Source organism: Neobacillus sp. DHD-1R (genome assembly GCF_057747995.1).
This window is the reverse complement of record NZ_CM173232.1, coordinates 5,072,986-5,085,663: the sequence shown is the minus strand read 5'-3', so window position 1 is coordinate 5,085,663 and position 12,678 is coordinate 5,072,986. Positions and strand designations below refer to the sequence as shown.

Annotated in this window: 11 protein-coding genes; all 11 read left to right on the top strand. The window is 37.3% G+C overall.

Annotated elements, in window-relative coordinates:
• Positions 1–165: 165 nt before the first annotated feature.
• The 11 genes from pruA to essB all read left to right on the top strand — a co-directional run bounded on the left by pruA (position 166) and on the right by essB (position 12,662).
• Entirely contained in the window at positions 166–1,797 is a 1,632-nt protein-coding gene (pruA, locus tag AC3ANL_RS24980; RefSeq protein WP_488326998.1) for an L-glutamate gamma-semialdehyde dehydrogenase, read from the top strand.
• A gap of 195 nt (positions 1,798–1,992) precedes the next feature.
• Positions 1,993–2,421 carry an RrF2 family transcriptional regulator gene (locus AC3ANL_RS24975; protein ID WP_488326997.1) on the top strand — a complete coding sequence of 143 codons (429 nt, stop codon included), beginning with the start codon at positions 1,993–1,995 and terminating at the stop codon, positions 2,419–2,421.
• Positions 2,422–2,644: 223 nt separating this feature from the next.
• Positions 2,645–3,040 (top strand): transcriptional regulator SpxA, encoded by a 396-nt coding sequence (gene spxA / locus AC3ANL_RS24970; RefSeq protein ID WP_488326996.1) that lies wholly within the window; start codon positions 2,645–2,647, stop codon positions 3,038–3,040.
• Positions 3,041–3,214: 174 nt separating this feature from the next.
• A complete protein-coding gene (locus tag AC3ANL_RS24965) occupies positions 3,215–3,553 on the top strand; it encodes an IDEAL domain-containing protein (RefSeq protein ID WP_488326995.1) in 339 nt (112 codons plus the stop codon).
• Positions 3,554–3,832: 279 nt separating this feature from the next.
• A complete protein-coding gene (locus AC3ANL_RS24960; RefSeq protein ID WP_488326994.1) occupies positions 3,833–5,287 on the top strand; it encodes a DHA2 family efflux MFS transporter permease subunit in 1,455 nt (484 codons plus the stop codon).
• Between the two features lie 180 nt (positions 5,288–5,467).
• A complete protein-coding gene (locus AC3ANL_RS24955; RefSeq protein ID WP_488326993.1) occupies positions 5,468–6,175 on the top strand; it encodes an SH3 domain-containing protein in 708 nt (235 codons plus the stop codon).
• A gap of 700 nt (positions 6,176–6,875) precedes the next feature.
• Positions 6,876–7,172 carry a WXG100 family type VII secretion target gene (locus AC3ANL_RS24950; protein ID WP_235741964.1) on the top strand — a complete coding sequence of 99 codons (297 nt, stop codon included), beginning with the start codon at positions 6,876–6,878 and terminating at the stop codon, positions 7,170–7,172.
• A gap of 187 nt (positions 7,173–7,359) precedes the next feature.
• Positions 7,360–10,671 carry a type VII secretion protein EsaA gene (gene esaA / locus AC3ANL_RS24945; protein ID WP_488326992.1) on the top strand — a complete coding sequence of 1,104 codons (3,312 nt, stop codon included), beginning with the start codon at positions 7,360–7,362 and terminating at the stop codon, positions 10,669–10,671.
• The gene (gene essA, locus AC3ANL_RS24940) at positions 10,646–11,158 is read left to right on the top strand and encodes a type VII secretion protein EssA (RefSeq protein ID WP_488326991.1); all 513 of its coding nucleotides are present in this window, start codon (positions 10,646–10,648) and stop codon (positions 11,156–11,158) included. The genes esaA and essA overlap by 26 nt, the downstream gene beginning before the upstream one ends.
• Positions 11,159–11,171: 13 nt before the next feature.
• Complete coding sequence (locus AC3ANL_RS24935; protein ID WP_488326990.1) at positions 11,172–11,423, top strand: EsaB/YukD family protein; 252 nt, start codon at positions 11,172–11,174, stop codon at positions 11,421–11,423.
• Between the two features lie 72 nt (positions 11,424–11,495).
• Positions 11,496–12,662, top strand: coding sequence for a type VII secretion protein EssB (gene essB, locus AC3ANL_RS24930; RefSeq protein WP_488326989.1), 1,167 nt, complete (start codon positions 11,496–11,498; stop codon positions 12,660–12,662).
• Positions 12,663–12,678 lie beyond the last annotated feature (16 nt).

Below are 12,678 nucleotides of genomic sequence, written 5' to 3'. Positions count from 1 at the left end.
TATTAATTGTTATGAGTGTCCATCCTGTCAGAAATACAAATTCCCTGTATTTTTGTCCCAACCCTCTAACAACTAGAAAGCGCTTAATTTGAGAAAGTATGGTATAATTTGTCGATATAAGCAGTTCTATCTTTTTAGTATTTAAACAGGAAGGAACGTGAAAGAATGAGTAACGGAATTTTTAAAATCCCAACTGTTACAAATGAACCTGGCAATACCTATGCTCCAGGTACAAAGCAACGGGAAACATTAAAAGCAGAATTAAAACGCCAATCTGATCTCGTAGTCGATATCCCTGTTATTATTAATGGAAAAGATGTAAAGACAGATACAGTGAAGCAAGTGGTTATGCCGCATGATCATCAACATGTTTTAGCAAACTATTCGCAAGCTTCCGAAAAAGAGCTGCGTGAGTCGATCGAAGCGGCGATGGCTGCCAAAGAAGCATGGTCAAATATGCCATGGGAACACCGTGCATCTATTTTCTTAAAAGCCGCTGATTTAATCTCTGGTCCATACCGTGATTTAATCAATGCTTCAACTATGTTAGGACAATCCAAAACAGCTTATCAAGCTGAAATAGATGCTGCACAAGAATTAATAGATTTCTTACGTTATGACGTTGATTGTGCTAATCAAATTTATCAAATTCAACCGAGTAGTATGAAGAATATTTGGAACCGGACCGATTACCGTCCACTAGATGGTTTTGTATTGGCCATTTCTCCATTCAACTTCACATCAATTGGTGGAAACTTACCAGTAGCTCCTGCAATTATGGGGAACGTAGTCGTTTGGAAACCAGCAACCACTTCTTTACTATCAAACTACTACTTTATGCGTATATTAGAAGAGGCAGGATTACCGAAAGGGGTAATCAACTTTGTACCTTCCCGTGGTTCACAAGTATCAGAAGTGGTATTAACAGACCCTCGCATGTCTGGATTCCACTTTACCGGATCGACAAATACATTCAATACCATTTGGAAAACAGTAGGAGAGAACATTGCAAACTATACTTCATATCCTCGTTTAATTGGGGAAACAGGTGGTAAAGACTTTGTATTTGTTCATGAAACTGCACAAGCAGATAAAGTGGTAGCCAACCTCGTTCGTGGTGCTTTTGAATACCAAGGTCAAAAATGTTCAGCAGCCTCTCGTGCTTATATTCCAGCAAGCATGTGGGAAGAAGTAAAAGCTGGATTAGTGGAAGAAACTGCGAAAATTAAAGTAGGGGATATTCAAGACTTTAGAAACTTCATGGGTGCTGTCATTGATAAAGCGGCCTTTGATTCCATTACGAGCTATATCGACTATGCTGCAGATTCTGAAGAAGCAGAAATTATTACTGGTGGTACTTATGATGATTCTGTTGGATATTTCGTTCAACCCACTATCATTGTGACAACTAATCCAAACTTCAAGACAATGGTAGAAGAAATTTTTGGACCAGTATTAACGATTTATGTATATGAAAATGATAAATTAGAAGAAACATTGGATGCAGTAGATACAGCATCTATCTATGCTTTAACAGGGGCGATCTTTGCGCAAGATCGTGAAGCAATTATTCACTTAGAACGCCGCTTATCCGGCGCAGCTGGAAACTTCTATATCAATGACAAACCAACTGGTGCGATGATTGACCAGCAGCCATTTGGTGGTTCTCGTGGTTCTGGTACAAACGATAAAGCAGGTTCTATATTTAACATGATTCGTTGGACAAGTCCTCGTGTTATTAAAGAAAACTTTGCACCAACTACAGAAGTTGCCTATCCATTTATGGATGCAGAATAATTTAAAATGAACGACAAAAAGAAGTTGAAATGTTTGGGTTTCAACTTTTTTTTGTTTTACTAGATTTGCGGGAAGACTTTTCTTCTTTTAGAATATGCCAAAATATTTTTTCTATTTCCAAGTAGTTACAGTTGACTTATTAAACTGTATATATTAAATTTACAGTATGAACTGCTGGGAAGGAATTGAATTGAAATGAACAGTGATTTTGTAATAGCTTCGCATAGTTTGGTCCTGTTAGCTAACCTGCCTGGTCATATGGCAAATAGTGAAACCATTGCGGAGAATGTTTGTACAAATCCAGCTAGAGTTCGGAAGGTCATGAGCACCTTACGTAAAAACGGATATGTCAGGACAAAAGAGGGTATCGGCGGAGGGTATATTTTGAGCTGTGATCCTGAAAAAACAACTTTGTCTCAAATATATCTAACAATTTCATCTGGTTCACTCAAACCTCACTGGTGTACAGGTGACCCTGAACAAACTTGTGTGATTTCTTCCAACACCCAGGGCGTAATGGACCAAATTTTTAATGAAGCAGAGCAGCATCTTCAATCATTTTTGAATGAAATAACCATTATGAATGTCCTTGAGAGAATAAAAGAACTCGAACAGAACAAGTAAATAAAACATGATGTTTTGTTGCTAAACTGTATACTTTTTTGTAACATTTAAACGTTAAAGATATTGAGTGAAGGTGACACTTAACTGTACATTTTTTTATAACATTTAATCCTGATGACTAGGTTAAAGGATGAAGAGGTAATCAATGATTACATTGAAACCGTCATTTTTGATGGATTGCAGTTGTTAAAATCCAAGAATATTTTAGGGAGTGTGTTTGATTATGGTAAATCTATATACGACGCCCAGCTGTACTTCATGCCGAAAAGCAAAGGCATGGCTTGAAGATAATCACATTGACTATATTGAAAGAAATATATTGTCTGAACCTCTTACAGAGAATGAGATCAAATCCATTCTTCTGATGACTGAAGAAGGAACGGATGAGATTATCTCAACTAATTCTAAAACACTTAAAGAACTAAAGGTAAACATTGAATCTCTTTCACTTCTTGAATTATATAAACTAATTATAAACAATCCTAAGATATTACGCCGGCCAATTATCCAGGATGCAAAAAGATTACAGGTTGGCTATAACGAAGAGGAAATTCGCAGTTTTCTGCCACGGAGGCTTCGTACATTTCTAAGTACCGAATCACAAAAAGTAGTTAATTAAATAGAAAAAAGAGGGTATATAGTACGGTAAAGAAGAGGTTTTTAATCAATAAAGCAAATTAAAACGGCTCTTGATCGATTACATCCTTAGGAAATCTTAATAGTTAAAGTGTAAAAAAAATAATTACAGTTTCCGCATAGGAGCGACTCATACTAAATAGGCAGGTGAAAAAGAATGTTGTTAAATAATCATTCCATAATAAAAACAGGTGATTGGGTAAAGGGAAGAACCCCGAATGGGGAATTAATCATAGGTTTTATTGAATCATTGAACAGCTTAGAAGGAGCAGTAAGTGTAACGGTTGTAAATAGCGACAAAAAAGAAACAATTGGCAAAACAATTGAAGTGGGAAGTAAACAGGTAAAAAGCCTGCCCGTTTCAATGGTAAGGAATAAGGAACAAATTCTCTTCTTGATCGACTTGGCATTATTAACTGGAGATCAAGACTGGTTTAATGAGCTCTCCTCCCAGCTAAACGAAATCAGGCAGCTTGTAAGTGATGTAAAAAAGTAAAAGATAAATGTAGATCAGCGAATTGTTCGAAACAGATAGTAGTACCAGGAATAATTTGAATACAGAAAGAGCGTGTTTTGAGCAATCATGACACGCTTTTTCTTTGTATTTTGAGGCACTTAGTATGAAAACGGTTTAAAAATCTTTACAAAAAAAAACTTAGAAATCTAAAAAAAATTTTTGTTATATTTAAAACAGACCGGTCGGTATAAAGAATGATCTGCCAAAAATGATTTCGCATTTTTTTATTAAATCCAATTGATTAAAAAGGGGATTGTTATGAGTACACAAATTCAAGTGAAAAATCCTAAGACTATGGCATTTATCTTAATGCTTGGTGCTTTTATAGGATTATTTGGTGAAACAGCATTAAATATGGCATTAACAAATGTCATGGAGCAATTTTCGATCCAAGCTGCTACTGCACAGTGGCTGACAACGGGATATTTATTAACATTAGCTATTTTTGTGCCGATTTCAGCCCTTTTAATGAAATGGTTTTCGACACGACAATTAGTTATCGGGGGACTTGTTATTTCGCTGTTGGGGGCTGTTCTCGCATCGATTTCATCAAGTTTTGCTGTATTAGAAACCGGCCGTGTCGTCCAAGCAATCGGAACCGGTATTTTAATGCCGGTCATGACGAATGTTCTTTTAATTATATTCCCGATTCATAAACGGGGAGTCGTAATGGGGATTATGGGTCTTGTTATTACATTAGGTCCAGCTTTAGGACCGACACTATCAGGGGTCATTATTAGTACGTTAGGCTGGCATTATATTTTCTGGATGAGCGCTATTATCTATGTGTTATTGACACTTTTTGCTGCAGCTAAAATTGCCAATGTTTCGGAAATTACGAAACCTAAAATTGATGTTTTATCGATTGTTTTATCAACACTTGGTTTTGGCGGATTAATTTTTGCTTTGGCTACTATGGCAGAAGCGTCAATTGCATCGCCAAGAGTATGGGCACCTTTACTTGTAGGGATTATCGCCCTTGTATTATTTGGAATTCGTCAAATGAAAATGGATAAGCCGATGATTAATTTACGTGTCTTTAAGTATCCTATGTTCACATTAGGAACAGTGATGATGTTTCTTAGTATATTAGTTATTTTATCAACGGGTATTTTATTGCCATTGTATTTAAAGGGTGCTTTATTATTTAGTGCTGCGGTGGCTGGTTTATTATTACTTCCAGGTAATGCTGTCAATGTCATTTTGTCACCGATTGTTGGAACACTATTTGATAAAATAGGGCCTCGTAAATTAGCAGTCACTGGATCTGTTATTGTATTAATTGGGAATGTGATTTTTATGTCCTCTATTTCCGCAACAACACCTGCTTGGCAAATCATCGTAGCCTTTATGGTTTTATTCTTCGGGTTAACGATGGTAACCATTCCTGCACAAACAAATGCACTCAATGCATTGCCACGTGAGTTATATGCAGATGGCTCAGCTGGGATGAATACATTGAACCAAGTAGCCGGGGCAGCAGGTACTGCAATCGCAATTTCACTGCTGACAGCTGGTCAAACTAGTTTCGCAGCAGGTACACCAGATGCCGCACAGGGCGAAGTATTAGCCGCTGGCGTAAAATATGCCTTCAACTTTATTACAGGGATATCAGTAATTGCAGTCATCTGTTCTTTGTTTATGAAAAAACCAAGCGAAGTAAAGGAAAAATCTCCAGCTTCTGTGAAAGCAGCAGAACCTGTTAGCAGGTAGTAGAATTTCCACTGAATCGGCACTTAGTCAGTTATCTAACCATCTAGAGCGTGTATGATTTTTTATCATACACGCTCTTTGATTTTAGGTGATTGGATCTTTTTTTGAGTGTATCGCTACGCGATATAACTTGCAAATAAATCTAAAAACCTTCATATTTAATAGAAAAGGAGGTCCGATATGCGACGTGATATACAACTAAATGAACGAGCTTTCTCTTCCAAGGAAGTGGCGGAAGAAGTGGGGATTGCAACACCGACTGTTCGAAAGTATGGGCAAATCTTAGAGAAGAATGGATATGAGTTTTTAAAAGATGGCGATCGGCGTATCTTTGTTCAATCTGACATCCTAGCGCTTATAGCGCTGCGCGATACGGACAAGCCCTTAGACGATACAGCTAAAGACCTTGTGTATCAACAAAAAGAACGATTAGAAGGAACAAACGAAACAGAGATAGCGCTGCCCGATACATATGAAAATTTACCCCAAGACCCTAATCAATTAAAAGAAATCTTAATGTTTTTAGTCAATGAACTTGCTGCCACACGTGAAATGAATGTCCAACTGACAAACGATATGTCACAGCTAAAAAAAACAGTTTCACGTCTCCAGCAAGATCACCATGTTATAAGTTCTACTATTGGAAATGCAGCACAAAAAACTCATGCTAAAATTGAAAAATTAACTGAACAACAAAATACTCATTATGAAACATTACTGCAACAAGAAAAACAAAAAAGTGAATTCTTACAAAAAGAACTACAAAATTTGCGGGATGAACAGAAAAAAGAGTGGAGTTCACAAAACGATTTTAATAAACGATTAGAAGAAGCGATACAAAAACCAAAAGAAAGATGGGGTTGGCTTTCTTTCATATCACGAAAATAGGTTAATCTGCGTTTATTTTTTGTTTCGTATCGCCGGGCGATATAAGCGATACGATCAAGTCCTAGACGATCCAGTTTGCAAAAATGGTATTTTAAACGTGTCGTTTCTTGTATCGCAGGATTCATTATTTTTCAAAGTTCAACAAATTCCCGGGAAATATCTACAAATAGGAGTAGATATCGACAAACAATCGTAAAGAAGGCTCAAAATTTAGTTCAGAGCTTTTTTTACTGATTATTTATATTTTAATGTGGGATGACAACCCTATTGTATAATGCTTTTTTATCTAGGATATTAAGGAATCTTATCAAATATTAAAAAAACAGTAAAAAAGTTCTGCAATTTGTAATAATAACACCATTTAATTCCCAAAAACACCTCCGATAGTCTTGCTAGAAAAGAATCAGATTCCCCCAATTTTCCTCCTGATAAAATCCTAGTTTCCAAATAAATTAGTTTGAAAGTACTAGAAAAAATCCACCTCTTTTCCAAGTGCGTTTGAATGTTTAATGTTCCTGTGTTAAATAGTATATAAAGGAATTTACTTCCAATGCAGTGTTAACTATATGTGAAAAGGTAGACAAAATGCCATGGCTGACTATTACAGGTAGAGGTAGTTTACTATGTTTATCATTTAATTTTTATGATAAAAATTGTCTATGATCTAAAGACAAACTATAGGTAGAGGAGATGGAGAAAAGTGGCTGGACAAATTCGGATGACCCCAGAAGAGTTAAAGGCAAAAGCGACTCGCTATGGACAAAGTTCACAACAAATTGAGCAAATCCTTAGAGACCTGACAAATTTACAAAATGAACTCCGCGGTGAGTGGGAAGGTCGTGCCTTCCAAAGATTTGATGATCAGTTTAATCAATTGAAGCCGAAAGTGCAAAATTTTGCTCAATTAATGCAAGAAATTAACACACAATTGAACAAAACGGCGGATGCAGTCGCACAACAAGATGAGCAATTATCACAGAATTTTGGGCTAAATTAATAAATTTACTACCCATTTGATGTGGAATGAGTCATTCGGGACTGTGTTCCCATATAACCAAAAGCCACGCGACAATCGTTGTGTGGCTTTTGCTCTTTAAATTGTCTCGACTAGGAATCAATAAAATTTCTCCTTACATATAGGTAAATCAAAAAATACATATTAAAAATTTTCAGGGGTTGATTGGATGAAAAGGTTTGAGCGGGGTGTCTTGTTATTTCTGGTTCTCATATTAGCCCTTACTTCGGGTATTTCTTATTTGGCATTAAATCAATCATCAAAAGGCAAAGCCAATAAAGATGACCAGAAAATGACTGTTGCATTGGTTAATGAAGATCAAGGTGCAAAGTTTAATGATAAAAATTATGAATTTGGTGCAGAGTTTATCAAGAATATTGAAAAGGATGATCAACAGGACTGGTATGTTGTCAGCCGTGGTGTGGCAGAGAGCGGATTAGACCGAAATGTTTATAATATGATGATTGTCATACCAAGTGACTTTACACAAAAGGCATTATCAATCGATTCACCAACACCAGAAAAGGTAGTTTTGAACTATAAAATTAATGCTTCCGATAACAGTAATATGAAAGCGGAGGCTGAGAAAACAGCTAGTTCTATCTTAGGGGATTTTAATCGCCGAATAATAGATGTTTATTTTGCAAGTGTAATCGGAAATTTACACGATGCCCAAGACAATATTGGGACACTCGTCAAAAAAGAACAAGTCTATACAAATACCTATAATAATAGGATTCATCGCCCATTAGCAGGTTATACCTCTCAGTTTGGAGCGCTTGAGAGTCACACAAACGTTTCGAGGGATAGTTTTACAGGGTTGAACGGTATTTTGAACGGCTTTGAAACAACATTAGGACAGAATGTACAAACAAGCAATACCTATCAATCGACCTTTAGAGATTTTACCAACATACAGGCTGCTAATGGACTTATCACAAAAGGTTTCTCTGACCAACTTAGCCTATTAGATCGGGATATGAACAATGGCGATGTCATGCAGCTAGTAGAGAATTTAAGCTCTGCGAACAAAGCCATCAATGATGAGTTCCATCAAAAGGACAATCAGACCGCAACTATTTTGTCAGAATCCGCTGCCCTTCAAGAGTACCTGACGAACACAAAAGACAAAATCGATAAAATGGATACCGAGCTGGCTGACACACTGGCAGCAGACATGCAGCAATTAACGGCCGAAAAGCTGAAAACAGAATTAACATATACTTCTGGTAAAGAACAGAATGTGTACTTAAATCATTTTTTTGCAAAACCGGATGAAAATGCCCGTGGGACATTACAAAAGCATATTGACCTCCTGCCTTCGATGGATGTTAACGACATAGAAGGTTTAGGACTTAGTGATACAACGATCACACAATTGAAGAATGTAATGGCGGTAACGAATAAATACAATACAGAGTTTGGGTATACGCCAAATCGAGGTCCCAATAGTATTCCATTATCAGACCGAGTAAAACAAATCAAACAGGACTTGATGACGAAGGGTATGACCCTAACAGATACGGTGAAGCTTCAGCAAAATAAAAAGAACGGCCAGGAATTTACCCTATCGATTCCAAGCGAATTTGAAGTACGACAAGTTTTAATAACCTTACCAAATAGTATCAAAATGGATTATACCGAGCCGTTTTTAAAAAAACAGGTGATTAAGCTGCCTGCAAATGATGATGGCCAATTCACTATAACTGCCAAGGTTACATTGAAGAACATGGATGCAAAAATGGATGTTTTCCAACCCATCACCTGGAGCTGGAGACTGGACCAAAAAGATATAACAGGTGTCGATACTCCAGAACTGCCTCCGGAAACGGTGCCAACGATACCAACAGAAGAAAAAGTGGAAAGTGCGCAAGATCCGACGAACGCCAAGACTGTAGATTCGACTCCATTAAGCGGTGAAACGGCCTCTCCAGCTACTGGAGAGCAACCTGTTCAGCAGACCAACAATCCAACTCTTGTTGAAAAATTATTGGTTCAAAATAATCAAATTATCCATCAAGTGATGTCATCTCTTTCAGATGATTCAACAAGTGTTCTTATCAATGCTTCAAGTGATACAGTTCGTGATTTTCAAAAATTATTAACACTGTATGAGCTATATTTTGGTATTGGAATGGATCAGTTCAATCGCTCTGATTTAGTAAATGAATTGGATCAGACCAATTTGAAGGATTTAGCGTCAGAGGAATCCCTTTATTATTTATTTAATAAACAAGATGTTGTCGATATTTTAGCTAATTATGTAGCAGGGCAAATAACGGAGGAAATACGTCAGCAGACAGAAGACCTTAAGAGCAAAATAGGGGAGTATAGTCAACTTGTCAATCAGGCAAATGCAAGTTCTATGCAAATGGCCAATCTGATTAAGGAAACAACCGAACAAGCGGAAGTACTGAATACAAACCTTGCTGAGACGTTAAAAGATTTAACAATGTGGCGTGAAGCGAGTCTTAATTTGAAAAATGAACAATCGAAGATTTTGCTTAATGGGGAAGAAGAACAAAGCGCCGTTCTTTCTTTGGATCGTCAATTTAACACCTTGCTTGCTGCCAGTCAATCACTAGCAGACCAGTCGAGAAGTAATTTACATTCTGCCGATCAAGTTTATCAAACCTTTGATGCCCTTGATAATAAAGCAAAAGAAATCCAAGCCAGCGGGTCGACGTTAGTCCAACAGGCCGGAAACCTTTCCGATGATTTAACAACTAAATTGGCAGAGGATCAGGACTTCGCCGGCAATTTTACCGCTGTGCTTGCCAATAGCCGCATTGGAGAACGGCCAAATGAAAATCTATTAAGCTTCCTTTCTAATCCGGTCCAAACAAAGAATGCTGGAGTCATCGCAGCAGGTGATACATTTACTCCTTATTTCGTTGTATTAATCTGTTTTATCGTCGCCTTATTTACAGGGTATGTTATTTCTAATTATCAGCGAAAACGACTGCAAAATGATTCATTTGCAGATGAAAGAACATTAGTAGCAACGAATACCCCGATAACGATTATAACGGTTAGCATTGGGTTAATCGAAGGGCTTGTGATTGGATTACTTTCCGCTTATTTATTGGATAGGACGGGCGGAGACTTTTGGCGTTGGACTGGTATGATTACCCTTATTATGGTAACGATGCTGCTTGTGGCCGCTTATTTATTAAGACAGTTGAAAATGGTCGGCATGTTTATCCTATTGGTCATTTTGAGCCTGTATTTATTCTTAACAGAAGCACTCGGACTTCATTTTGATCAACTCTCTGTTGCTGGTAAACTAAGACAATATTCACCCTTACAATACATTGAATCGTTAGTAATGAAGTTTGGCAGTGGAGCAGCCGATAATATGGTCATAATGCTTAGCTTACTAGTCATCAGCATAGTTAGTCTTGTTGGCCAACTATTTGTTTTTAACCGTTCTGCTGCAAGCGAGGAGGTTAACCATGAAGGAATTAGTGAAACGGTTTAGCTTTAGTGTCCTCCTTGTTCTGGTTGGAACCTTGATACTGTTTTCATCTCATCCCTTAGCGGAAACTACGCTTGATCATAGCGGAAAAATACGATTGCAAACGGAACGGATTGGTCAAGATGCTGTTGAAAGGGAGAAGTTAGAAAGCCAGGACCATAAAGAAACAGAATTAGAAAAAACCGCGCCCGATTTGTTCAAGGAGCAAACTCGGGCTGCCATAAAAACGAAACAAGCAGAAAATGAAAAGAAAGCAGAGGAATTACAACAAGGGTTATTTGTGACGCCAAGTGAGCCCAATACAACATTAAAAGACACTGAAAAAGTTTTGTTTTCGAGTGATTATAAAGTTCAATATACTGCTGTACCAAGTGAGGGCAGTAACGAGAATGATGATTTGATCAGTTCCAAAACATGGACGGCAATCTTAGGATTGATCGTAGTAGGCTGTGGAGGATTATTTACCATGATGAAAAAATTGCTGGAGTAAAGGAGAGGGGACCATGCCTAGTACAACGCATATTAATGTGACAGTTGATTTTAGTAAGTGGGGGAAAGGGCGATATGACGTAAGAATCCCTGTGCACCAGCCGATTAAGTTACTGCTTTTGAATTTGGCAGAAACCTTGAACTTCGAAATGTCGAAGATAACCCTTTTTGCTGTAAAGATTCCCTACAAAGGGCTGTTATTGACGGATGATGATCGACTTACCGATTATCCGGTCACAAATGGAGATATTTTACTAGTTTTATAAAGTATAGCAACAGGCACTATCGCAAACTACATGAGTCGGTAGCGCCTTTTTCTAGAAAAGGAGTCAGCAAACATGAACGAAAAAACGATCCGACTGGAGTCTATGACCTGCCAGTTTGTCATTCATGATAATCAATGGCAGTTAAAATTGCCTAAGTCACAAACACGAGTGAAAGATGTTCGTCAATTAGCCTTAATCAATAAGGACTCAGACTTATTCGTACCAGCACTTATTGAAGAAGAGGACGACGTATTTACCTTTTCCTTCATGGTCGGCTCACGCGCTAAAACATGGGAAGATTTACTGAAATTAGACCGAACAGATAAATTACGTTTCTTATGTAATCTCGCTCGATTCAAAAAAAGCCTATCCACACGTATGACATTCTTCTTACATCCCGATAATCTGATCATTGACGATAATCTGATTCCGTCGATTGTGTATCGTGGAATTCGGGAATTAGTTCCCCCTTATGAGTTGATTGAAGAGAAATTAATCCTCCAATATAAATGCTTAATCATTGCCTTGTTTTCAAAAAAATATAGCTTTGATGAACTGTATTCCGGTTCTTTAAAGAATGCTAAAGATACACCATTTGAACGCCAAGTGGGTGAACAGGAAGATTTTGATACTTTAATTAAGGTATTGGAAGAAAACTATCTCAAAGAAAAAAAGGAAACAGAAAGAACCATGCAATTGGTAGCGAAAAAGCGATTTCGTCTTTTTAAGCGATTAGCTTTTTCTATGATGGCTCTTGCCGTTATTTTGGCTGTTCCACTCGTCTATTTAAGCTTTGTAAAAGCACCTTTTCAAGAGCAGCTCCTCGCAGCAGATCGTCATTTTTTATCATTAGATTATGGGAATGTCATAAATGATTTAGAAGGTCAAACGCCGGAAAAATTACCTGATCCAAGTAAGTATGTACTGGCCTATTCATTTATTAAATCAGAGAAATTATCAGATGATCAAAAAGAGGCCATCCTGAAAAATATTAGTATGAAAAGTGATCCTAATTATTTGTTGTATTGGATTTACAACGGCCGGGGGGATTTTGACCGAACCGTTGAGCTTGCTAAGTATGTTGATGATCCCCAATTAATTATGTATGGACTGATTAAACAAATAGAAAAGGCGAAAAATGACCCTGAATTAACTGGGGCGGAACGTGAAAAGTTGGTTGAAAAATATCAGCAGCAATATGACACATATACGGAAAAATACGGCCTAGATTCATTATAATGTTTATTTGTGTGTA

Coding starts and splice junctions, on each gene's coding strand:
- pruA (WP_488326998.1), top strand. CDS start 166: ATGAGTAACGGAATTTTTAAAATCCCAACTGTTACAAATGAACCTGGC.
- essA (WP_488326991.1), top strand. CDS start 10,646: ATGAAGGAATTAGTGAAACGGTTTAGCTTTAGTGTCCTCCTTGTTCTG.
- AC3ANL_RS24965 (WP_488326995.1), top strand. CDS start 3,215: ATGTTGTTAAATAATCATTCCATAATAAAAACAGGTGATTGGGTAAAG.
- AC3ANL_RS24935 (WP_488326990.1), top strand. CDS start 11,172: ATGCCTAGTACAACGCATATTAATGTGACAGTTGATTTTAGTAAGTGG.
- essB (WP_488326989.1), top strand. CDS start 11,496: ATGAACGAAAAAACGATCCGACTGGAGTCTATGACCTGCCAGTTTGTC.
- spxA (WP_488326996.1), top strand. CDS start 2,645: ATGGTAAATCTATATACGACGCCCAGCTGTACTTCATGCCGAAAAGCA.
- AC3ANL_RS24975 (WP_488326997.1), top strand. CDS start 1,993: ATGAACAGTGATTTTGTAATAGCTTCGCATAGTTTGGTCCTGTTAGCT.
- esaA (WP_488326992.1), top strand. CDS start 7,360: ATGAAAAGGTTTGAGCGGGGTGTCTTGTTATTTCTGGTTCTCATATTA.
- AC3ANL_RS24955 (WP_488326993.1), top strand. CDS start 5,468: ATGCGACGTGATATACAACTAAATGAACGAGCTTTCTCTTCCAAGGAA.
- AC3ANL_RS24960 (WP_488326994.1), top strand. CDS start 3,833: ATGAGTACACAAATTCAAGTGAAAAATCCTAAGACTATGGCATTTATC.